Annotated in this window: 21 protein-coding genes; 11 read left to right on the top strand and 10 right to left on the bottom strand. The window is 36.3% G+C overall.

The genetic code is table 11. From position 1 onward, the window contains the following. Nucleotides 1-343: 343 nt before the first annotated feature. Nucleotides 344-1,051, top strand: coding sequence for a porin family protein (locus ACLMCG_RS02000; RefSeq protein WP_413958597.1), 708 nt, complete (start codon nt 344-346; stop codon nt 1,049-1,051). Between the two features lie 249 nt (nt 1,052-1,300). Here ACLMCG_RS02000 and ACLMCG_RS02005 read toward each other — a convergent pair whose 3' ends face one another. The 6 genes from ACLMCG_RS02005 to ACLMCG_RS02030 all read right to left on the bottom strand — a co-directional run bounded on the left by ACLMCG_RS02005 (nt 1,301) and on the right by ACLMCG_RS02030 (nt 8,245). Then, nucleotides 1,301-2,248, bottom strand: a complete 948-nt coding sequence (locus ACLMCG_RS02005; RefSeq protein ID WP_413958598.1) for a glycerophosphodiester phosphodiesterase family protein — start codon at nt 2,246-2,248, stop codon at nt 1,301-1,303. A gap of 140 nt (nt 2,249-2,388) precedes the next feature. Then, nucleotides 2,389-3,888, bottom strand: a complete 1,500-nt coding sequence (purF, locus tag ACLMCG_RS02010; RefSeq protein WP_223598639.1) for an amidophosphoribosyltransferase — start codon at nt 3,886-3,888, stop codon at nt 2,389-2,391. A 133-nt stretch (nt 3,889-4,021) separates the two neighbouring features. Further along, a complete protein-coding gene (purC, locus tag ACLMCG_RS02015) occupies nt 4,022-4,744 on the bottom strand; it encodes a phosphoribosylaminoimidazolesuccinocarboxamide synthase (protein ID WP_027372243.1) in 723 nt (240 codons plus the stop codon). Nucleotides 4,745-4,780: 36 nt separating this feature from the next. Continuing rightward, the gene (locus ACLMCG_RS02020) at nt 4,781-5,476 is read right to left on the bottom strand and encodes a DUF3307 domain-containing protein (protein ID WP_413958599.1); all 696 of its coding nucleotides are present in this window, start codon (nt 5,474-5,476) and stop codon (nt 4,781-4,783) included. A 2-nt stretch (nt 5,477-5,478) separates the two neighbouring features. Beyond that, nucleotides 5,479-6,084, bottom strand: coding sequence for a SatD family protein (locus ACLMCG_RS02025; protein WP_047422919.1), 606 nt, complete (start codon nt 6,082-6,084; stop codon nt 5,479-5,481). Nucleotides 6,085-6,331: 247 nt separating this feature from the next. Continuing rightward, nucleotides 6,332-8,245, bottom strand: a complete 1,914-nt coding sequence (locus ACLMCG_RS02030; protein WP_413958600.1) for an endonuclease — start codon at nt 8,243-8,245, stop codon at nt 6,332-6,334. Between the two features lie 191 nt (nt 8,246-8,436). On the opposite strand from ACLMCG_RS02030, the gene ACLMCG_RS02035 reads away from it, so the two are divergent. From ACLMCG_RS02035 to ACLMCG_RS02080, 10 genes are all read left to right on the top strand, one after another. After that, nucleotides 8,437-9,576: an acyl-CoA dehydrogenase family protein gene (locus tag ACLMCG_RS02035; protein WP_047422917.1), complete on the top strand. Its 1,140-nt coding sequence runs from the start codon at nt 8,437-8,439 to the stop codon at nt 9,574-9,576. A gap of 20 nt (nt 9,577-9,596) precedes the next feature. Further along, complete coding sequence (locus tag ACLMCG_RS02040; protein WP_413958601.1) at nt 9,597-10,094, top strand: DinB family protein; 498 nt, start codon at nt 9,597-9,599, stop codon at nt 10,092-10,094. A 370-nt stretch (nt 10,095-10,464) separates the two neighbouring features. Next, on the top strand, nt 10,465-13,395 hold the full coding sequence (locus tag ACLMCG_RS02045) for a reprolysin-like metallopeptidase (RefSeq protein ID WP_413958602.1): 2,931 nt from the start codon (nt 10,465-10,467) through the stop codon (nt 13,393-13,395). A 470-nt stretch (nt 13,396-13,865) separates the two neighbouring features. After that, nucleotides 13,866-14,579 carry a glycohydrolase toxin TNT-related protein gene (locus ACLMCG_RS02050; RefSeq protein WP_223598645.1) on the top strand — a complete coding sequence of 238 codons (714 nt, stop codon included), beginning with the start codon at nt 13,866-13,868 and terminating at the stop codon, nt 14,577-14,579. Between the two features lie 10 nt (nt 14,580-14,589). Then, nucleotides 14,590-15,000: a hypothetical protein gene (locus ACLMCG_RS02055; protein ID WP_413958603.1), complete on the top strand. Its 411-nt coding sequence runs from the start codon at nt 14,590-14,592 to the stop codon at nt 14,998-15,000. A gap of 217 nt (nt 15,001-15,217) precedes the next feature. After that, the gene (locus tag ACLMCG_RS02060) at nt 15,218-15,841 is read left to right on the top strand and encodes a hypothetical protein (protein ID WP_413958604.1); all 624 of its coding nucleotides are present in this window, start codon (nt 15,218-15,220) and stop codon (nt 15,839-15,841) included. Between the two features lie 155 nt (nt 15,842-15,996). After that, the gene (locus ACLMCG_RS02065) at nt 15,997-16,464 is read left to right on the top strand and encodes a nucleoside triphosphate pyrophosphohydrolase family protein (RefSeq protein ID WP_047374946.1); all 468 of its coding nucleotides are present in this window, start codon (nt 15,997-15,999) and stop codon (nt 16,462-16,464) included. Between the two features lie 3 nt (nt 16,465-16,467). Further along, nucleotides 16,468-17,031 (top strand): TlpA family protein disulfide reductase, encoded by a 564-nt coding sequence (locus ACLMCG_RS02070; RefSeq protein WP_223598648.1) that lies wholly within the window; start codon nt 16,468-16,470, stop codon nt 17,029-17,031. A gap of 2 nt (nt 17,032-17,033) precedes the next feature. Beyond that, entirely contained in the window at nt 17,034-17,639 is a 606-nt protein-coding gene (locus tag ACLMCG_RS02075) for a DUF4230 domain-containing protein (RefSeq protein WP_142716873.1), read from the top strand. A 71-nt stretch (nt 17,640-17,710) separates the two neighbouring features. Then, the gene (locus ACLMCG_RS02080) at nt 17,711-17,896 is read left to right on the top strand and encodes a hypothetical protein (protein WP_047423221.1); all 186 of its coding nucleotides are present in this window, start codon (nt 17,711-17,713) and stop codon (nt 17,894-17,896) included. Nucleotides 17,897-17,985: 89 nt separating this feature from the next. Here the strand turns inward: ACLMCG_RS02080 and leuB are convergent, their stop codons facing one another. From leuB to ACLMCG_RS02100, 4 genes are all read right to left on the bottom strand, one after another. Then, complete coding sequence (gene leuB, locus ACLMCG_RS02085; RefSeq protein ID WP_413958605.1) at nt 17,986-19,110, bottom strand: 3-isopropylmalate dehydrogenase; 1,125 nt, start codon at nt 19,108-19,110, stop codon at nt 17,986-17,988. Beyond that, entirely contained in the window at nt 19,091-19,699 is a 609-nt protein-coding gene (gene leuD / locus ACLMCG_RS02090; protein ID WP_223598650.1) for a 3-isopropylmalate dehydratase small subunit, read from the bottom strand. Before leuD ends, leuB begins: the two co-directional genes overlap by 20 nt. Nucleotides 19,700-19,926: 227 nt before the next feature. Further along, nucleotides 19,927-21,315: a 3-isopropylmalate dehydratase large subunit gene (gene leuC, locus ACLMCG_RS02095; protein WP_413958606.1), complete on the bottom strand. Its 1,389-nt coding sequence runs from the start codon at nt 21,313-21,315 to the stop codon at nt 19,927-19,929. A 29-nt stretch (nt 21,316-21,344) separates the two neighbouring features. Continuing rightward, on the bottom strand, nt 21,345-22,508 hold the full coding sequence (locus tag ACLMCG_RS02100) for a 2-isopropylmalate synthase (protein ID WP_213279428.1): 1,164 nt from the start codon (nt 22,506-22,508) through the stop codon (nt 21,345-21,347). Between the last annotated feature and the right edge of the window lie 14 nt (nt 22,509-22,522).

Consider the following 22,522-nt stretch of genomic DNA (forward strand, 5'->3'; position numbering starts at 1 on the left):
TGATACCGGGTCTATTAGGGTCCGGTATTTTTATTTCAGATCCTGAAAACAATCCGGATACTCCATTTTTTTTAGAAAAACAGCTTCTGCTTTTAAATTTTTTATCATTTCAATTATCTACAGTAATATTTTTCGACTCTTCAACTCTTTTCATAAAATAGTCAGTTTGGTATACATTTATTCATCAAAAAGGGATAAATGATTAAGAAAAATCTTTCTGAAAACCTCTTTAAAACCCCTGCAAATAGGTATTTTTCAACTTTGGCAAGCAATTTGCAAAATAATTGGAGTCTGATTGAGAAATCATCCGACACACAAATAGTAAAATTAAAAAAATAAAATTATGAAGAAGTTATTTTTAGGATTAGCATTAACTGCTGGTACATTAGCTTTTGCTCAAGAGACAGAAACAAAAACAGTAAATGCATCACCACTAAAAAAAGATGTTCAACCCGTTAGATTCGGGATTAAAGCAGGAGGAAACTCTTCTTATTTCAGTCAGCAGAAGTTTGGGATCAACACCCAGCAACTAGGTTTCCATGCAGGTGCATTCGTTAATATTCCAATTTCAAAACAATTTAGTTTCCAGCCAGAGGTTTTATTCAACCAAATGGGGGCTAAAGATGTAATGTATTCTACAGAAACTGACAATGGCGTTACGAATGTGAAGACTAAAGTACAGAGCAGAGTACAAATGAACTACATTTCAGTTCCATTAATGGTTCAAATGAGACCTATTGACAAGTTTTATATTGAAGCAGGACCAGAATTCAGTTATTTCCTTAATGGAAAAAACAAATCGGAATCTAGTGTAGCAAGTACTACAGGAGGCGTTACAACCACCACTGCTAGTTCAAACTCTCAGGATATCGACAAAGATATGATCAACAAATTCAATTTCGGATTGGGTCTTGGTTTAGGGTATGATATCACTTCCAACATTGGTGTAAGTGCAAGATACGTAAACAGCTTAACTAAAATTGATAAGAGCAGACCTGCTGCTGAAAACAACAACAGAGTATTTCAGTTAGGTTTGAACTATAAGTTCTAATTAAAAAAAACCAATTTTTTAACCGAAGTGCATTAACCTGCACGTATAAAATAGCCGGAAGATTTTTCTTTCGGCTATTTATATTTAAAAATAGGGCAATTATATACAATTTTATATTAATCCTGCTATCTCATTATTATGACTCTGTCATTCTGAATGTAACAGTGAAATGAAGAATTCAGGCTTTACATGAGATTCTTCCTTCGTCAGAATGACAATGGTGTAAAATTCTATAGTCACCCAGAATATTTATTCAAATATTCTGGGATCATCACTGATTACCCCGTCTATTCCCATATCCTTTAATTCCTTCAATCTTTCTTTTGTATTTACAGTCCATGGGATTACTTTCATTCCTAATGCGTGGCATTCCTGTACTAATTGTGGGGTCACAAGATTATGTTCGGGGCTGTAAATGGTAGGGGTAAAACTCAAAAATTTCATATCTCCTGCCACTCCACTTAAATGATCAGGATACATTTTGAATTTCTCTACAGGAATGTTTTTAAAATAAGCCTGTTGCTGAGCCAGCTTTTTATCATCTACTTTTTCAACCAGAAGAGCGGTCATTATTTTAGGATATTCTTTATGAAGGATTTCCAGTGTTCTGGGATCAAAAGACTGGATAATCACTCTGTCCTGAATTTTTTTCTCTACAATAATCTTCATCATCAGATCTACAAATTCTTTGGGTTCCGGATGAAATATATTATCAGAAAATGGACGGGTTTTAGTTTCTATATTATAAAAAGGCAACGGTCTTTTCAGCTCACGGGCATAAGCCTCACATGCATCTATGATATCGGAAAAAAGAGGTTTTTGAACCTTCATTTTCTTTTGATCAGGATAATTACTCATTTTCTTTAAACCTACATCAAATGTCTTAATTTTTGCATAAGGCATTTCATAGATTTTATAATAAAAACCTGAGTCTTTTGGAATGTAGGTTCCATCCGGCTTGGTAACCAACTCCGGCGAAAGGAAGGCATCATGGGAAAGAATTACCTTTTTGTCCTTTGTGATAGCCAGATCCATTTCCAGGGTCGTTATATTCATTTTTAAAGCATTTTTCATTGCCGGGATGGTATTTTCCGGGTAAAGAGATTTCCCTCCACGATGTGCCTGTTTATCGAAAGATTGTGAAGTGTAAAGCTGGGCAAATACCAGAAAAATACCCGTGAAAAATGCGTTTTTCATATCCTGAAGTTTTAATCAGACAAAATTAAAACTCTATTGTATATTGTATAATACAGGAATATTAAGCTTCTGCTACATTTATAACAAAAAGAGCCAGGTGATAGCCCGGCTCTTTTGTTTTTATGATTTTAATAAAGAGATTAGTTGAATAAATCTACCTCTTCTCCTTTTCCTACAGGATATTCTTCTGTAAAGCATCCGAAACAGTGATTGGCAGAACCTAAAATGGTTTTCAGGTTATCTATGCTTAAAAACTCCAGGGAATCTACTCCTAAATAATTTTTAAGTTCTTCTGTGGTCATGTTGGCAGAGATTAGATCATCTTTAGACGGAGTATCAATTCCCAGATAACATGGTGCAATGATTGGCGGAGAAACACTTCTGAAGTGGATTTCCTTCACACCTGCATCTTTTAGAATTTTAACAAGTCTCTTAGATGTTGTCCCTCGAACGATAGAATCATCAATGATCACTACTCTTTTATCCTTCATCTCAGAGATGATCGGGTTCAGTTTAAGGTTCACTACCCTTTCTCTCATTTCCTGTGTAGGAACAATGAAACTTCTTCCGATATATCTGTTTTTAATCAAAACAGGACGGAAAGGGATTCCTGAAGCTTTAGAAAAACCAATAGCAGCAGGAACTCCGGAATCCGGAACTCCAATAACCAGATCAGCCTCTACAGGAGCCTGTTCCCAGATTTTCTCCCCGGATTTTTCTCTGATTTCGTATACATTGATGTTTTCTAAAGTAGAGTCAGGTCTTGCAAAGTAAATATATTCAAAAGAACAGATTCTCTGCTTTCCTTTCGCCTCATCCATCATATAAGAATGAAGTTTTCCAGGTTCGTTTTCATTGGTATAAATGATCTCACCAGGAAGGATATCACGTACATATTGAGCTCCTACAGCATCCAATGCCACAGATTCTGAAGCTACTACATAAGATCTTTCGTCGATAGCTCCTAAAACCAATGGACGGATTCCGTTGAAGTCTCTGAATGCAAAGAATTTATTTCTTGTCATTCCCACTACGGAATAAGCTCCTTCGATCTTTTCCATGGTTGCTTTAATAGCTCCGCGAAGACCTAAATCAAGGTTTTTCTGGATAAGTCTCAGGATCACCTCAGAATCGGATGTCGCTCTGAAAACTACGCCTTCAGCCTCTAATTCTGCTTTTAATTCTTTTGCATTGGTAAGGTTACCGTTGTGTGCTATAGAAAGTATAATCTGGTCATATTCGTTTTTCGCGAAAAATGGCTGGAAATTATATTTCTTCTTATCTCCTGCAGTGGTATAACGGGTATGCCCAATTGCAGAATTTCCCATAAAAGTTTCAGGTTCCTGAATTTCTTTATAAACATCTAAAACCAGTCCTTCATCTTTCATATTTGTGATTCTTCCATCTTTTAAAACGGAAATACCACAAGCTTCCTGGCCTCTGTGCTGTAATGCAAAAAGACCAAACTGTGAAAGAGAGAAAGTATCCAGATCATTATCCGAATACATTCCGAAAATCCCACACTCTTCATTGGGAGCATCCAGTCTTTCCTCTTCCTGAGTTCTGAAAAGATTTCTTCCGTAAGTCTGGGTTTCAAACTGTTTTAAATATTCACTTTTATGAATGTCTAAACTTTTCATTTCTATTTTTTCTAATTGTAGATCTTAGAAGTCAGATTTCAGACTAAAAGCTAACTTCAAATTTAATTTTGTTTTAACCAACAAAGTATTTTCAGTATCAACATCTGATATCTGAAATCTGGTATCTAAAGTCTTATTTCTGTAAAAGATTTTTAAGACGGTTGTAGATTTCTACATAAGCCTCAGTAACTTCTCCTAAGTCTCTTCTGAATCTGTCTTTGTCAAGCTTCTTCATAGTATCTTTGTCCCAAAGTCTGCAGGTATCCGGAGAAATCTCGTCAGCAAGGATAATTTCACCGTCTGAAGTTTTACCTAATTCGATTTTGAAATCTACAAGGATAATATTGATTTTATCAAACAGGTCGATAAGGATCTCGTTGATATCCGAAGTCAATTCATACATTTCGTCAAGCTCTTCATAAGTAGCAGCGCCTAAGAAAACAGCATGGTGATCATTGATAAGCGGATCTCCCAATTCGTCTTTTTTGTAGCAGATATCGAAGATGGTTACCGGAGATTTGATTCCTTCTTCCACTCCTAATCTTTGTGCCATACTTCCTGCAGAGTAGTTTCTTACCACCATTTCCAAAGGAATGATAGATACTTTTCTTACCAACTGCTCTCTTTCGTCCAATTGTTTGATGAAATGAGTTTTGATTCCTTTTTCATTTAAGTATTCAAAAATAAGGGTTGTGATAGCGTTGTTCATTTCCCCTTTAAGATCAACCTGACCTTTCTTTTGAGCGTTAAATGCTGTAGCATCGTCTTTGAAACGTACTACTACTTCATCAGGATTATCGGTTGCAAATACTTGTTTTGCTTTCCCCTCGTACAACATTTCTTTCTTTTGACTCATAATTTTACTTTCTAAATTGTAGTTAGATTTATTGATTTATTTTATAATTATTCCTGTTAAGACAGCCAGTCCAAAACTCAGCAGTGTACCAATTAATACATATTCTGTAAGTTTTCTCTGTTTTGCCTGTGCAAGGTCGCTAAACCTGAAAACAGATTTGGCAGCCACCATGAAACCTACGCCTTCCCAGTGATTCACCATGATAAAAGTGAAGACCAGCAGACGTTCTAAAATTCCGATATATTTTCCGGCACTTGATAAAGATTCGGTTTGAATAGTGTTGGGGCCATCTGGAGCGGGTGTCCATGATGACAGTAATATTTTGATAAAAATAGATGTGGGTGTCGTTAAAAACAACGCTGCCATAATTATCTTTAAAAATTCCTGATTCTGTAAAAATTCAAAGCTGAATTCCTGGAAATACAGAGAAACTCCGGCAATTACCAGAACATGCAGCAGCTGATCAATGAAAAACCATCTTTTTTTAGTCTTTACATTTTGAAATGTCAGTTTGGCGGCATCAATAATAAAGTGAGTGATCCCTACCAAAACGGCTACCCACCAAAGTTTCAGATCCCAAAGAAAAATAAGACTTAATACAGTGTGAATCAGAACATGAAGGTATAAAAACTTACTTTTTAGTTTATAGTTCTCCTTATCTGCAACCCATGAATTTGGCTGAAGTATAAAATCTCCGAGTAGATGTGCCAATATGAGTTTGATAAAGATCATGCCTATAGTTCTGAGATTTTCTTTCTGAAATACTGGTTGGTTTCCACGATAAGCTCATAGTTGGCTCGCTTCAGTCTCTGACTTACAGAAGACTGTGAAATAGCAAATCTTTTAGCAAGATCTTCCTGGGTAATATCCTGATTCATGATCATTTCATGAATAATCTCTGCCGTAGCCATAGTCCAGTTGTCAAAATCTTTGGAAGACCATTTCAACAGGATATTAAGATCCCTGTCCACTGGATCGCTGGATGTTTTGATAGCAACAGTGTGTCCGTCATTTTTAAGGTCATTAAGCAGTCTTCCGGAATGTACATAGGCCGTACCATTGGATTCTGTGATTTTTTCAGAAGAGAAACTTTCTTCACCAATACCTATGGCCATCCTTACATCTAAATTTTCCAGACTTTTAATAAGAGATTTTATGGCTAGAAACCGCCAGAAAACGTCATCAATATTGCATTTGAACTGGAACTCATCTCCCCTGTAGATTTCCCATGTGCCAGGAGCGCTTCCCCATCTTTCGAGAAGATTTTTAAGTCTGGTAATCCAAACTTCAGTGTCCGCATGCTGTGAATTTATAATATCACCGGTAATGACCGCTATCATACTGCAAATATAAGCATAATTACTTATAAATAAAAAATATAAGCAGAAACACTTATAGATATTGATTATTAGTGAATCTGCTTATATCGATTATGCAGTAACCATAAGGTTTTTAGGCTTTTAATGAAAAACTTAAATTTATGAAAATACAAAAAACTGATGAAATTTTTATCATTACATTTACTTTAACTCTACATTTTTAACTTTATTTTTAAGCAAGAAGCTATTCCTGCTATCCACTCATACTCTATCTTTTAATAAACTGATGGGCCTTATCATCAAGCTGCAAGAAATAAATTCCCGCCGGAATTCCCTGCACTGAAATATTTTTCTTATTTCTGAACGGATCTTTCTCTGTGTAAATCACTTTTCCGGAAAGATCTATAATCCGGGCTGTTTTTACCTGTTCAGCAGCTCCGCTTACATAGAGATCATCGTAAACCGGATTCGGATATATTTTAAATTCATTGGCAGAAGCAATCAGTTCAGAGGTTGACAGTGTACCACCAAGATCCTGACAGTAATTGGAAGGATAAGAATCCCATTGGTTGATATTAAAGCTGCTTGCCGGCTGATTAACCGTACTTTTTCTGTATAAAGAGACGTTTCCATTATTATTAGTCGTGTATTTTACGCCGATAGCATCTATCGTAACCGTTTTATTATAAGCAAGCTCCACATAATTCTGTCCTGCAAACAACATAGGATCAGAAGCCGTTACAAATCTTGCCTGATCATTGGTATAACATGATAAAGTCGCTTTTGGATTCAAAATAACAAAAGTTTCATTATTTCCTACTTTTCCTTCCAACTCATAGGTATCTCCACTATAAATAGCTCCTGACGAATTGTTTTTAAACTGGATATTGATCCTGTAATTATTTAAATTGACTTCATGTCCTGTTTTATTAACGATTTCCAGGGCATTATTCTTAACGAAATCTGTATTGGTTCCTGAAATATACTTTGTAATCATAAGGTCCTGAGCATATGAATCTGAAGCAATTGTTGAAGTTGTAACCGTATTACTGAACGCAGATTCCAGATAAGCTTTATCAAAAGCTTTCACTGTAAAAGTATACGTTGTGGAAGGGCTCAGGTGATCTATGCTAATGGAAGTTCCTTTTGTAACAGCTACAGGTGTTACTGAACCATTCATATAAATTCTGTATCCTAAAACATCGGTATCAGGAGAAGCTGTCCAGTTCAAATTTACAAAATAGGCATTCTGCTGCGTTGAAACGAGGGATCCGGGAGCCGTGGGAGCAACATTGTCAGGTGTTTCAGACCAGATCATATCAATCCACTCAGGATGGTCAATAAATGGATTTCTGTTTTTCTGAATGGTATAGATAGCATTATTCCTGTCGATTTCTCTCTGCGAAACAGGATCTGCAGCGCTCCATTGCTTCAGCATGGCAACATAGGGAAGATCAACTGCTCTTTCTTCCGTTCCGTCAAGCGGACACTGATCTGTAGCCGGTGTTAAGTTGGCTGATGTAGTATAGGCTGTATTAAACGACCCCAGTTTTCCTTCATATCTTACGGCAAAATATAATAAGGTTCTTGCAATATCCCCTTTAAACTCGTTAATAGGTTCGTAAACTCTTCCGGTATAAGGATAATTCGGAATTGCAGCATTGGACATCCTCGAAGTATTGCTGAAAATATAATGATTGGTATTATTTCCTATTCCATAAGGATAATTATTCCTGCGCTGATTGATATAGGCATCAACAGGAATAATGAAGTTAAGATCCGAATACATAGGATAATCACTGATAGAAGAACTTGTACTGAATGTACTTTGAGGCATCATATGTTCTCTGTTGTAGCCCAGTCCTTCTCCGGATGCACCCGCTATTAACTGATCCGATTTGTATTCATAAGCATCCGGTCCAGAAGGTATTTCCGAATAGATATCCAGCATGTACTGTGTATTGGAAGCATCATGATCATAATATTTATCGAGGTCAGTCTGATTATAAAGTGTCTTCAGATCATCATAATGCCAGTTGACCATTTTATCCGAAATAATATCGTGCAGCTTCGACTTTAGGGCGTACCCCGTCAATCCGGCTGTTCCGTCATAATATCCGGCAGGTGCCTGCGCAGAAATATATGATGAAATTAAAATGATAGGAAGTAAATTTTTTTTCATGCTTTAAAAATTGGGGAACTAAAATAGTGAAATAAAAAACGGAAAAGATTGAATATTTTATTAAGAAAACATTAATTCTGAAAATATAAAAAATTGAAAATTAAACGCATTACCGCTTAAATATTACGAATGAAATAATTTATTTTAGCATTCCATCAATTTGGTTATCTTTGGGCACTAACTATTATTATATGAATACAGAGACTATTGACAACATCAAAATGATAGCGGAGACGGCTAGAGAATTTGCAGAAAAGAATATCAGACCGAACATTATGGAGTGGGATGAAAGCCAGACTTTTCCAAAAGACTTATTCCACCAGTTAGGTGAGATGGGTTTTATGGGAATTGTTGTTCCTGAACAATATGGAGGTTCTGGTTTAGGTTATCATGAGTATGTGACTATTCTGGATGAAATTTCTCAGGTTGACCCATCTATCGGTCTTTCTGTAGCAGCGCACAACTCACTTTGCACCAATCATATCTATGAATTTGGAAATGAAGAGCAGAGACACAAATGGCTTCCTCAGCTGGCTTCCGGAAAAGTAATCGGAGCTTGGGGACTTACTGAGCACAATACAGGTTCAGATTCAGGAGGCATGTCTACTACCGCTGTAAAAGATGGTGACGAATGGGTTATCAACGGAGCTAAAAACTTTATCACTCATGCTATTTCAGGAGATATTGCCGTAGTAATGACAAGAACAGGAGAAATAGGTGCTAAGAATAACTCTACAGCTTTTGTTTTAGAAAAAGGAATGCCTGGTTTTACTTCCGGGAAAAAAGAAAATAAATTAGGAATGCGTGCTTCCGAAACTGCAGAACTCATCTTTGATAATGTGCGCGTACCGGATTCTCACCGTTTAGGAGAAGTAGGTGAAGGTTTCAAGCAGGCTATGAAAGTATTGGATGGTGGTAGAATTTCTATCGCAGCTCTAAGTTTAGGTACTGCGAGAGGAGCTTACAAAGCTGCTCTGAAATACGCAAAAGAGAGACATCAGTTCGGAAAACCTATTGCAGATTTCCAGGCTATCAACTTCATGTTAGCAGATATGGCTACAGAAATTGATGCTGCTGAACTTCTTATCCAGAGAGCTTCTACTTTGAAGAATGCAAAACAGAAAATGACAAAAGAAGGAGCTATGGCAAAACTGTATGCTTCTGAAGCTTGTGTAAGAATTTCTAACAATGCAGTTCAGATTTTCGGAGGATACGGTTATACAAAAGATTTCCCGGCTGAAAAGTTCTACAGAGACTCTAAGCTTTGTACAATCGGTGAAGGTACTTCTGAGATTCAGAGACTGGTTATCGGAAGAGATATTACAAAATAAATCTTTAAATCCCAATACAAATGATTAAACAGGCACTTTTAGGTGAATTTCTGCACGAAGCGGAAAACACCAGAAAAATTTTACAGGCAATCCCTGACAGCGCACTGGACTGGAAGCCGTCCGAAAAAAACTGGACAACCGGTCAGCTGGCCTCTCATATTGCTGAAGTATACAATTGGTACGAATCCACTTTCAATGAAGATACTTTTGATATGGGTGCATACAAGTATGACAAAGGAGACATTTCCAAAGCGGAAAATATCCTTGCAAAATTTGAAGAAAATGTTGCCAACGCACAGAAAGTTTTGGAAAACTCGGATGAAAACACTTATTTTAATGAATGGAAAATGGAAATGAACGGAAATGTACTTTTCCCGCCATCTCCGAGAATTCAGGTGGTAAGAGGCTTTCTTTATAATCATCTGTACCATCACAGAGGCGAATTGGTTGTTTATTTAAGATCGACCGGGAACAAAGTCCCTGGACTTTATGGTCCTACTGCTGATGATAAAATGTAATTAAGAATTATATAATTATACTAAGCTGTTTCAAAATGAAACAGCTTTTTTTATACACAAACATAGAGCTATATAGTAACATTTACTAAAATTCAATTCACTGATACTATTCACATATAATTAAATAATTAATAAATTTTATTGTCTCATTTTAATAAATTAATAAAAATATACATGTATTTCATTTTTTTTAAAATTAAAATTCATTTCATTGCTTTTGTATTTCTTTTATTAATAAGCTTTTTCAATTATATTCAATGTATCGCATAGTATTTTAAGTCCGTGTTCTAAATTTCTCTTAAAAAATTTTGTTTTTGATAATATATTTTTTGTTAGCTTTGATATTCCACAATCAAATTTAATATTTAATATGAAAAAACAATTAACGCTGATTGGAATGCTCCTTATCTCGGGTATTTCTTTCGCACAGACTGACCGTCTTTGGTCTGAAGGTTCCAGAAAAACTTCCTCAGAGGTTTTTGAAAACAAAACCGGTATCAGCAATCCTAAAGTTTACAACCTAAACATCGACGGATTGAAAAATGCTTTAGCAAAAGCTCCCAAAAGACTGGCTGCAGGCGAAAAATCAGAACTCATCATCTCTTTTCCAAACTCTGAAGGCAGAATGGAAAATTTTAAAGTGAGGGAGAATTCCAATTTTGCCCCTGAACTGGCAGCAAAATATCCGGATATCAAATCCTACGTAGGACAAGGTCTGGATGATCCTAATTCCACAGTCTATTTCAGCGTTTCTCCGCTTGGACTGTCATCAATGGAAATCTACGGTGATAAATCTGCCGTTTTCATTGAACCTTACACCAAAGATCTTTCCACTTATGTAGTGTACAGAAAATCTGACAAAAAAGACGATCTTAACAAGTTTGAATGTACAGTAGTAGATGCTGCACAGAAAGGAGTTTCCAACTCTGCTCTTGCGGCAAGACCTAATGCAGATGATGCCAAACTGAGAACATTCAGACTGGCTCTATCTTGTACCGGAGAATACACTACTTATTTCGGGGGTACAAAAGCTCAGGCTTTAGCTGCAATGAATACCACAATGACCCGTGTAAATGGTGTTTTTGAAAAAGACTTCGCGGCAAGAATGGTTCTGATAGCCAACAATGACGCTGTAATCTACACCAATGCTTCTACAGACCCTTATTCTGCAGCTTCCGGAATGAGCAGCTGGAATTCACAGTTACAAAGTACTTTAACTTCTGTAATTGGTGAGGCCAATTATGATATCGGACACTTGTTCGGTGCTTCCGGAGGTGGAGGAAACGCAGGCTGTATCGGCTGTATCTGTACAAACGGATCAAAAGGAAGCGGATATACTTCTCCGGCAGATGCTATTCCTTCAGGAGATAATTTTGACATCGACTACGTGGCTCACGAAATGGGACACCAGTTCGGAGGAAATCATACATTCTCTATGAATAATGAAGGTACTGGTGCCAATATGGAACCGGGATCAGGATCAACAATCATGGGGTACGCGGGAATTACCAGCCAGGATATTCAGCCGCATTCTGATGCATTTTTCCATGCGATAAGCATTCAGCAGATCACCAATAATATCAAAGCTAAAACTTGTTCTGTCAATACAAATACAGGAAATTCAATTCCGACAGCAAGCGCAGGCTTAGACTATACAATTCCAAAAGGAACTCCATTCGTACTGACAGGTACAGGAACAGATGCTGACGGAGATTCTTTAACCTATATCTGGGAGCAAATGGACAATGCTTCTTCTTCTCAAACAGGAGCAAGTTCAGCAGCCAGTGCAACAAAAGCTTCAGGGCCAAACTTCAGATCATGGACTCCTACCACTGCTCCTGTAAGATACTTCCCAAGAATGGCCTCAGTGTTAACAGGTGCAACAACTACAGCAGGTTCTGAAATCACTGTAGAAGCTCTTTCTTCAGTAGCAAGAACATTGAATTTCAGATTTACTGTTCGTGATAACAAAGCCGGAGGTTCAGGAAACAATTCTGATGACGCTGTAATCACTGTTAACGGAACTGCAGGACCATTTAATATCACTTCACAGAATTCAGCAACAACGTATGCCGGAGGAAGTTCTCAAACGATCACATGGAACGTTGCAGGAACTACAGCTAATGGTGTAAATGCCGCTAATGTAGATATCCTTTGGTCAACAGACAGTGGAAATACATGGACTACCTTATTGGCAGGAACTCCGAATGACGGTTCACAGGCAGTAACCATTCCTAATGCCAATACAACGACAGGAAGAATTATGGTAAAAGGATCAAACCACATTTTCTTTGATGTTAACAATGCTAACATTTCTGTAAATGCTGGTTCCGGAACTCCTGACACTATTGCTCCTACAGCTCCTACCCTTGCAGCTTCAGGAACTACTGCTACAACAACCAACCTTTCATGGTCTGGTGCTACTGATAATGTAGGCGTTACCGGATATGACGTATATCAGGGGGCTTCATTAATTGGTTCTACAGCTACAACTACCTATACTGTAACAGGACTTACTCCATCAACAACGTATTCTTTCTCTGTTAAAGCAAAAGATGCGGCAGGAAATGCTTCTGTTTCCAGCAATACAGTAAGTGTTACCACTCTTGCAGGAGGAAGCGTTTCATATTGCTCTTCTTCGGCATCCAACACTGCTGATGAAAGAATTGGAAATGTGACGTTCGGATCTATTAATAATACTTCTACAGGAACAGCAGGTTATGAAAACTTCACTTCAGTTTCTACCAATGTAACCAGAGGAAGCGCTTATACAATCTCTATAACTCCGGTTTGGACATCAACAAAATATAGCGAAGCATACGCTGTTTATATTGACTACAACGGTGATGGAGACTTTACAGATAGTGGAGAATTAGCATGGACAAAAGCCGGATCTACAACAAGCCCGGTTACAGGTTCTATCACCATTCCGGCTACAGCAACTGTTGGGTCAACAAGAATGAGAGTAATGATGAAATACAGTTCAATCCCTACTTCATCATGTGAAGCTTTCACTTATGGCCAGGTTGAGGATTACACCCTTAATATCGTTTCTTCAGGAAAAGGAGATCTTCAGAATACAAAAGATCTGATCACAGATATTAAGCTTTATCCAAATCCTGTAAGAGATATCCTTTATATTTCCAACACAACTTCAGAAGACTATAAAATCTTCGATATGGGTGGAAAACTAATTGATTCAGGAAAACTTCAGAGAGGCTCTGTGAATGTAAGTAATCTTATCAAAGGTGCTTATATGCTTCAAATTGGAGAATCATCTAAAAGATTTATTAAAAATTAATAACTTTTAAAATTAAACGATGTGAAAAAACTGCCCTTAATAGGGCAGTTTTATTTTTTTTACAAAATGTAAAATATTATATTAAATACATTTATGATTATAATTAATTTCATAAAAATATTTTATTTAAAATAAAATAACTAGTATTTGAGTTTTTTGATTTAAATTTATCGCACAATAATATTCTTTTATTGTACCGTTTACCCCAGTTTGTATTTAAGGGAGCTCCAAAGTTGTTTTTACACGTCTGACAGTTGCTTCTCTCGACCCGTTTTATCCAATTGATTTTTAATAAAATATATTGCCAGAAAATCTATTATCAAAGCAGATTCCGTTTATTTTTTTGATTGGAAAAACATTAATACTATTTATATCAATATTTCCACTTAAGATTTTTGTAAAGAATGATGTTTCAAAAAAGGTAGCCCCTTCTAATACCTCCTATTTTAAAATAATTTAAAATTTTTTATATGAAACATTTATTTAAGTATCTCTTTTTTTTAACTATTACTTCGCTCTCAGTTGCCTGTAGCTCAGACAATGATGATGTAATAGACATCAATCCCGATATCACTACGGTATTCTACAAAAATGCAGATGAACTGGCAGTAACTTATGACCCCAATAATTCGGTGAGCCAGGCGCTTAAAAATCAAGCTTACGATTTATACAAAAGAGGAAAATGGAGTGAACTGGAATCACTTTTTAAGGCTAATAATTTAAATGGCGGATGGCCACCTGCTAACGGAGGCTACAATATAGTTGATGATGTTGCTTTACAGGTTGGGCAGAAATTTGATAGATACAGCGGAGCTGTAGGCAGTTACAACGGAACAGGTGTTCCTACTTTGGGAGGAAGTTTCACAAGCCCTATCATCAACGGATATACTTATACGTTTACCCAAAGAGCATTAAACCAGCCTGAAGACAAGTACGATTTCTATTATGAGATTGATGTTCTGAATAATTCAATGCAGTTTAAAACTCAGACAGCAGACATCATTCCTTGGTTTAGCCAGGCTGGAAAAGGAAAACAAACCATGTGGAAAATTCCAATTGACATCAACACTGGTTATCAGAAAACATGGAATAAGCTGGCAGAAGAAGGTTATATAAAAGTCACTATTAAGAAAAGTCCAAGCGGAAAATACCCTAACTTAGTAGGCACAGTTATTCAGCCATAAATCAACTCAGATGTATTCAATTTCAAATAAAATAAGCATTATTAAACAAGCTTCTGTTACAAAAAGTACTTTCATTAATGATGAAGCTCTTCCCACAGCCGTTACTACTTTTACCTGCTGTAATTGTGGTCATGAAAATACCATTGAGATAAAGCCTTACGAATCAGGATTTCCCATCTTCCAGTTGTACAATGAAGAGAAAGTAACCTCCAAAAGTGAATTGTTAAAACATGGAATTGTTAATGAGACCTCCCAAAGAATGCTTCATTTAGGAGAACTGACCGTTAATGATCTTCCCACTTTATATTTTGGGACAGATTGTTCTTCCTGCCATTCAAAATACATATGTGTATTCAGCTATGGCGAAAAACAGCCGGGATTGATGATATTGAGTATATCAGGTATCTGGAAATACGGATAACTGAAATAATGTATTGAATACAAACCAAAATAAAAAAGCAAAAGTCCACAACCTGAAAATTGTGGACTTTTTATGAAAATGTATTATTTAAATATATTTTATTCGACGAATTCATATTTTCCCACATAAATAAAGGAGATCAAATCCTTTAGCAAATCTTCTTTTCACCTAAATTTACTCCATGAAACTAACTTTTTCTGAATCAATCAAACTTTAGATGGAAAGATTACCTAAGAAAACTCTGATTTTAACAATAATTTGGATTGCCTACAGTTTTACAGATTATTTTATTCTACCCTATTTCTTTAAACCTCTTTTATGGCTTTTAGCATGTTTGATACTATTGATTTTATCTTTACGACAAATCGTAAAACGATTTAAAGAACGCACAAAAATAACATCAACCGGAATTATTAGTTTTTTAACAACTATTGTTCTTTTCTTTTTAACCTTTTATAGATTTAATAAAATTCCAAGCTCCATAATCGAAAAGTTAGACTGGAAAATTTCTTATTATAAACGCCATCAAATAGTAAATGAAATTTTAAAGGAGACTATAAAACCCAATACTTCAATGAAAAATGGAATACATAAGCTTTCATTTGACTTTCCAATTATTTCAAATGGAGGAAATGACATTTGGATCTATGAGAATAAAACAGAAAATACAAAAACAATTAAATTTTGGATCTCCCGTGGTTTTTTTGAAGCACCACAAATCTACTTTATATTCACCAACGATCCCAAAACTAAAATGAGTTACGAGAAACTTATAAAAAATGACCCTGAACTTAATTGGAAATTAGAAGATCAATGGTATCGAATAGTGGAACGATATTAAAACCTCTCATAAATTTCAATCAGAGCTTTCCAAAAACATGATATTAGAAAGCCTAAAATTCTGAACTGTTCAATTCCCTCCATCATTACATTTTCCTTCTGTACATTTCACATTTTACAAATCCTTTTCTATCTTTGTGGGAAATAAAAAAATTCATGGATAAAATTGATAGTCTGAACCAAGTAGCAGAATTCCATACTACTTTCAAAGCCCCTATTTTAGATACCCCACAAATTCCTTCTCCGGAAAGATGCAATCTTAGAGTAGAACTTTTACAGGAAGAATTAAATGAACTGAAGCAGGCGATTGCAGACAATAATATTGTAGAAATTGCAGATGCATTATGTGATCTTCAGTATGTTTTGAGTGGTGCTGTGCTGGAATTTGGACTTGGCAGCAAATTTGTAGAGCTATTCAACGAAGTTCAGCGTTCCAATATGTCGAAGGCATGTGATAATGAAGAACAGGCAAAAGAAACTGTTGAATTTTACAAAGAGAAGGAAGTAGAATCTTTTTATGAAAAGTCTGGAGAAAAATTCAATGTTTACAGACAGGCAGATCATAAAGTATTGAAAAACAAATACTACTCTCCTGCTGATTTAAAATCAATTATCGAAAAATAAAATATGAAAAAATTTATTACCAATATTGTTGCCTTTTCAAGTCTGTTTTTAGCTGCACAACAGCTTAGCGCTCAAAAAGTAGTGGTAAACCGTGAAGTTGAAACTCAGAAAGACGGCAAAATGCTTTTAGGAAACCAATTGAAAGAGCAATTTTTAAAAGCTCCTTATGCAGATTGGTATGTAAAGGAACATGATGAATATGCCCTTGACCAAAAAGCAGTCAGTGAATTAAAAAAAGAGAAAATCGGGACCTATGACATTATTGTTTTCATGGGAACATGGTGTGAAGACAGCCACAGAGATTTTCCAAGACTGATGAAAATATTGGAAGCCGTAAACTATCCGGAAAATAAATTAAACATTATTGCTGTAAACCGTAAGAAAGAATCTCCTACCGGGGATGAAAGTCTTTATAATCTTCAGAAAGTCCCTACCATTATCCTTAAAAGATATGGAAAAGAGATTGGAAGAATCGTAGAAATGCCTACTACAGGCTATATTGAAAGAGATTTAGTTGAAATCCTTAAAAAGAACGATTCCTCAGTTATTAAAGAAATTTTTAAATAGATTTGAGAAATTATAGAACAATCCTGTCCTTTGCAGCCGGTGCCGGCGCTATGGTGCTTCTGTTTTTTGGTCTGAAGTCCTGCCTGAACCTTGGAACTAAAACTGAACAGTCGGATTATTATATCCTGACCAATCAGATTTCCAAGATGAATAAGATGGTGGTGCTGGAACAGAACACTTCGAGTATGCAGAAAACCAAAATGGGCTATGAAGTATTCGGGAAAGAAGTTTCCAGCAACAGCATTATTACGTATACAAAGACCAATGCACAGGTTTCTTATGATCTTAATAAAATGAAGATCGAGGTAGATTCCATCAACAAAAAACTGGTTATTACAGAACTTCCTGACGCTGAGATCAGAATCACACCTAGTGTTGAGATTCAATCTTTAGATGATTCTTTCATTAACAGAATTTCAGAAAAAGATATTAAGAATGTTACCGCAAAAGCTAAAGAAACGGCAGAAAAATCAATTGATCAGAATCAGTTGAGAAATGAAGGCCGTAAACAGCTGATGGAAAACCTGAATAATGTTTTTGTTTTGGCGAAAGCTCTGAATTACACCATTGAGGATAAAACCGGGAAAATTGGTATTTTAGGACTTTAGGATAAAATATTTCCGTTTGGCAAACACTTTGAATGATACTATCCATATTCTTGAAATTAAAAATTTAAGTCATGGATACAAAAGGAAACACCAAAAAGAAAGAATCTGCCAATACTGCAGAAACTAAACAGCAAAATCAGGATTTCCAGAACATTCCTGCTGCATCGAAAAAGTCTAATCCGCCTGATATTGACAAAGAAGATATTCAGAAATCTTCAAAGAACAAATCAGGAAAAACGGATAATACAAAAAAATAAAAGAGCCATCAGGCCTTTATAATTGAAAAGTTCCGTCTCATACGAGGCGGAACTTTTCTTTCTAACTATCTAAATGAACTTATTGTTTTCTATACAATCGTTGATTTTCCGATTTTTATATTTTCAAAATTATAATACGATTTCTCGGAATATCTGATATGGTCTGCAATAAAGCTTCCCACTTCACTTGTTGAGTAATATTGCTTGGTATTAAGATCAATAGTAACATATTTGTTCTCAATAGCATGTTCTACAGATTGTCTTAATTTCTCAGCGGCAGCATGTAGATTCAGATGATCCAACATCATGGCTACGCTTAAAATTGAAGCAACAGGATTCGCTATTCCTTTTCCTTTGGCCTGTGGGTATGATCCATGGATAGGCTCAAATAAAGCGTTCTTCTCTCCTACCGAAGCAGATGGAAGCAGCCCGATAGAACCACCAATCACACTGGCTTCATCCGAAATAATATCACCAAACATATTTTCAGTCAAAATAACATCAAAATGTTTAGGGTTAAGGATCAACTGCATGGCTGCATTGTCTACAAACATATAATCAAGCTGTACATCCGGATATTCCGGAGCAATTTCCTGGCATGTTTTTCTCCACAGCCTTGAAGTATCCAGAACGTTCGCCTTATCAATAAGAGTAAGCTTTTTATTTCTTTTCTGAGCTTCCTGAAATGCCATATGCGCAATTGGAATAATATCTTCACGGCTGTATTTGCAGACATCATAAGCATAATTACCTTCCGGATCTGTAAATTTTTCACCAAAATAAATTCCACTTACCAATTCTCTGAAAATCTGGATATCAGCCCCATCAATAATTTCTCTTTTAAGCGGACTTTTATCAATCAATGATGGATATGTTTTCAAAGGACGGATATTGGCAAACAATCCCAATTCTTTACGGAGTTTCAACAACCCTTGTTCAGGTCTTACTTTCGCTTCAGGATTATTATCAAAAACCGGATCACCAATGGCTCCGAAAAGTACGGCATCAGATTCTTTACAGATCTTTAATGTTTCTTCAGGTAAAGGATTTCCTGTCTTGAAAATAGCTTCTGCCCCGATTAATCCATAGTCAAAATGGAATTTGCATTGAAAAGCTTCAGCAATAACATCTAATATTTTAATGCTTTCACTGATGATTTCCGGGCCAATCCCATCTCCGGGAAGAACCGCGATTTTAAAATAATTGTTGCTCATTTGTTTTTTGTGTCTTTAGTTCAAAATTTGTGATCGTCTGTTTTCTGCTGATTAAAAAATCAATATCGTCATAGCCGTTCAACAGACATATTTTTTTATAAGAATCAATCTCAAAAGTCTCCGTCGTATCTTTAAAGCTTACGGATTGTAATTCCACATCAATCGCGATCTCATTGTTTGGATTTTCATTGATTCCTTCTAAAATTTCTTTTAAAAATTCTTCAGAGACTTTTACCGGAAGAAGTCCGTTATTTAAAGCATTTCCTTTGAAAATATCAGCGAAATAACTGGAAATAATTACTTTGAATCCATAATCTGTCAAAGACCAGGCTGCGTGTTCACGGCTGCTTCCACAACCGAAATTGTTTCCTGCAACCAAAATTTCACCACTGAATTTAGGATTATTTAAAACAAAATCAGGATTGGGTTCTCCTGTATGGATATTGAATCTCCAGTCTCTGAACAGATTTTCTCCAAAACCTTTTCTGTCTATACTTTTCAGGAATCTTGCCGGAATAATCTGGTCTGTATCTATATTTTCTGCCGGCAATGGAACTGCACGGGATTTTAAAACTACTAATTTTTGCATGTATTCTACATTGTTAGACTTGAACCACAAAAGTCACAAAAGTTTTTTTCACCTCTGTTTACTTAAGGATGGATAAAAGAATCCATATAAGAAGTTCGCAAAAGAATGAAAATCAAAAATTTTCATAAAGCTTAAGTGCTCTTTTTATGTAAGCAAATGATAACTTCTTCTTACAAACGACACAACCTTTTGTGCCTTTTGTGGTTAAAATAAATTTAAAATTACTTTTAGTTTAAACTTTCAAGGGCTGATATTTTACCTTCTATTGCTGCTTTTGCTGCGGTAAGCGGGCTGGCAAGAATTGTTCTTGAACCTTGTCCCTGTCTGCCTTCAAAGTTTCTGTTGGAAGTGGAAACACAATATTCACCTTCAGGAATTTTATCATCATTCATCGCCAGACATGCTGAGCATCCCGGCTGACGGATCTGAAATCCTGCATCATTGAATATTTTATCCAGACCTTCCTCATAAATCTGTTTAACCACCTGTTGAGATCCGGGAACAATCAGGGCTTTTACAGCTTCCGATTTGCTCTTCCCTTTAATATATTGAGCTGCAGAACGGAAATCCTCTATTCTTGCATTGGTACAGCTTCCTATAAAAACATAATTAACTTTGATGCTGTTAACTGTCTGTCCGGCTTCCAATCCCATATATTGCAGTGCTTTCTCCTCCGATTCATTTTGAGGAACCGGAATCACTTCACGGATAGAAATCCCCATTCCAGGGTTTGTTCCGTAAGTAATCATCGGATAAATATCTGACGCATCAAAACTTAGTTCTTTATCAAATGTAGCTCCTTCATCCGTTTTCAGAGTTCTCCAATACTCTACTTTCTCTTCCCAATCTTCTCCTTCCGGAGCAAATTTTCTTCCCTGAACATATTCAAAAGTCGTTTCATCGGGAGCAATCATTCCTCCTCTGGCACCCATTTCAATGCTCATATTGCAGACAGTCATTCTTCCTTCCATAGACATTTCTTCAAATACATTGCCTGCATATTCACAGAAATATCCTGTTCCGCCATCAGTTCCTATTTTTGAAATGATATAAAGAATCACATCTTTGGACTGAACATTTTCATTCAGTGTACCATTGACTGTAATTCTCATTGACTTTGGTTTATTCAATAACAGACATTGGCTCGCAAATACCTGTGCAACCTGGCTTGTTCCGATTCCAAAAGCAATAGATCCAAATGCACCATGCGTAGACGTGTGGCTGTCTCCACAAACAATACTCATTCCCGGCTGGGTAATTCCTAATTCCGGAGCAATGATATGAACGATTCCCTGATATTGATGTCCCAATCCGAAGAGTTCAATATTGTTTTTCTTACAGTTTTCCGTAAGCTGTTCTACCTGATTTCTTGAAAGTTCATCTCTGATAGGCTGTTCCTGATGTAAAGTGGGTACGTTGTGATCTGCAGTGGCTACAATCTGTTCCGGCCTGAATATTTCCAGATTTCTGGATTCAAGTTCTGCAAAAGCCTGAGGACTGGTTACCTCATGGATAAGATGTTTGTCTATATAAATAATCTGAGGTCCGTCAGGAATGGTTTCTACCACGTGAGCGTCCCATACTTTATCAAAAAGTGTCTTTTTACTGTTGTTCATTTTACTTTTATGTTGATTTAAAATCAAACCTATCCTATTTTTCTGTTGAAAGAATCCATCATCATGCTCAGATCATCGTTACCTATTTCTTTTTTAAGATCAGCAATTTTCAAAAATTCCTGGTATAAATAATCAAGTTCATTTTTGGTAACTTCATAGCCGATATGTTTGAAACGGTAAGCCAATGCTGAACGTCCGCTTCTGGCGGTAAGAATGATTGAAGAAGCATTCACGCCTACTTCTGCCGGATCTATGATTTCATAAGTTTCTCTATTCTTGATAACTCCATCCTGATGAATTCCTGAGCTGTGAGCAAAGGCGTTGGCTCCTACGATCGCTTTATTGGGCTGTACAGACATTCCCATCAGATCAGATACCATTGCACTCATTTCATTCAGCATTCTTGAATTGACATCCGTATGAAGATTCAAGTCTTTATGCTGTTTTAAAATCATGACAACTTCCTCCAAAGCCGTATTACCAGCTCTTTCTCCTAGCCCGTTGATGGTACATTCAATTTGACGCGCTCCGTTGATAGCTCCCGCAATTGAATTAGCAGTAGCCAGCCCCAGATCATTATGGCAATGGCATGACAACACTGCTTTCTCAATTCCTTTTACGTTTTCTCTCAGATACTTTATTTTCTGACCATACTCTTCTGGCAGACAATAGCCTGTTGTATCAGGAATATTTAAAACCGTTGCTCCGGCTTTGATAACAGCCTCACAAACTCTTGCCAGATATTCATTATCCGTTCGTCCCGCATCTTCAGCATAAAATTCTACGTCTTCTACATACGTTTTGGCATATTTTACCGCTTCGGCTGCTCTTTCAATAATATCTTCTCTTGTTGAGTTGAATTTATATTTAATGTGAGAATCAGAAGTTCCGATTCCGGTGTGTATTCTTGGTCTCTTTGCAAACTTTAGTGCTTCTGCGGCTACATCAATATCTTTTTTATTCGCTCTTGTCAGCCCGCATACTTTAGCTTTTCTTACCAATTTTGAAATTTCTGAAACAGATTCAAAATCTCCAGGACTGGAAATCGGGAATCCTGCTTCAATGATATCAATCCCCAGCTCATCAAGCCTTTCAGCAATAATCAGTTTTTGTTCCGTATTCAGTTTACATCCCGGAACCTGTTCCCCATCTCTTAGTGTTGTATCAAAAATTTCAATTTTTTCGGAATTCATAAGTGAAGATTTTT

The organism is Chryseobacterium sp. S90, from assembly GCF_047444895.1.
GTDB lineage: Bacteria > Bacteroidota > Bacteroidia > Flavobacteriales > Weeksellaceae > Chryseobacterium.

Bases quoted from the DNA above. Each gene is read 5' to 3' on its own strand.
- ACLMCG_RS02040 (WP_413958601.1), top strand. From the start codon at position 9,597: ATGATTAAACAGGCACTTTTAGGTGAATTTCTGCACGAAGCGGAAAAC.
- ACLMCG_RS02030 (WP_413958600.1), bottom strand. From the start codon at position 8,245: ATGAAAAAAAATTTACTTCCTATCATTTTAATTTCATCATATATTTCT.
- purC (WP_027372243.1), bottom strand. From the start codon at position 4,744: ATGAGTCAAAAGAAAGAAATGTTGTACGAGGGGAAAGCAAAACAAGTA.
- ACLMCG_RS02005 (WP_413958598.1), bottom strand. From the start codon at position 2,248: ATGAAAAACGCATTTTTCACGGGTATTTTTCTGGTATTTGCCCAGCTT.
- ACLMCG_RS02100 (WP_213279428.1), bottom strand. From the start codon at position 22,508: ATGAATTCCGAAAAAATTGAAATTTTTGATACAACACTAAGAGATGGG.
- leuC (WP_413958606.1), bottom strand. From the start codon at position 21,315: ATGAACAACAGTAAAAAGACACTTTTTGATAAAGTATGGGACGCTCAC.
- purF (WP_223598639.1), bottom strand. From the start codon at position 3,888: ATGAAAAGTTTAGACATTCATAAAAGTGAATATTTAAAACAGTTTGAA.
- ACLMCG_RS02000 (WP_413958597.1), top strand. From the start codon at position 344: ATGAAGAAGTTATTTTTAGGATTAGCATTAACTGCTGGTACATTAGCT.
- ACLMCG_RS02065 (WP_047374946.1), top strand. From the start codon at position 15,997: ATGGATAAAATTGATAGTCTGAACCAAGTAGCAGAATTCCATACTACT.
- ACLMCG_RS02070 (WP_223598648.1), top strand. From the start codon at position 16,468: ATGAAAAAATTTATTACCAATATTGTTGCCTTTTCAAGTCTGTTTTTA.
- ACLMCG_RS02080 (WP_047423221.1), top strand. From the start codon at position 17,711: ATGGATACAAAAGGAAACACCAAAAAGAAAGAATCTGCCAATACTGCA.
- leuB (WP_413958605.1), bottom strand. From the start codon at position 19,110: ATGAGCAACAATTATTTTAAAATCGCGGTTCTTCCCGGAGATGGGATT.
- ACLMCG_RS02025 (WP_047422919.1), bottom strand. From the start codon at position 6,084: ATGATAGCGGTCATTACCGGTGATATTATAAATTCACAGCATGCGGAC.
- ACLMCG_RS02055 (WP_413958603.1), top strand. From the start codon at position 14,590: ATGTATTCAATTTCAAATAAAATAAGCATTATTAAACAAGCTTCTGTT.
- leuD (WP_223598650.1), bottom strand. From the start codon at position 19,699: ATGCAAAAATTAGTAGTTTTAAAATCCCGTGCAGTTCCATTGCCGGCA.
- ACLMCG_RS02050 (WP_223598645.1), top strand. From the start codon at position 13,866: ATGAAACATTTATTTAAGTATCTCTTTTTTTTAACTATTACTTCGCTC.
- ACLMCG_RS02035 (WP_047422917.1), top strand. From the start codon at position 8,437: ATGAATACAGAGACTATTGACAACATCAAAATGATAGCGGAGACGGCT.
- ACLMCG_RS02060 (WP_413958604.1), top strand. From the start codon at position 15,218: ATGGAAAGATTACCTAAGAAAACTCTGATTTTAACAATAATTTGGATT.
- ACLMCG_RS02045 (WP_413958602.1), top strand. From the start codon at position 10,465: ATGAAAAAACAATTAACGCTGATTGGAATGCTCCTTATCTCGGGTATT.
- ACLMCG_RS02020 (WP_413958599.1), bottom strand. From the start codon at position 5,476: ATGATCTTTATCAAACTCATATTGGCACATCTACTCGGAGATTTTATA.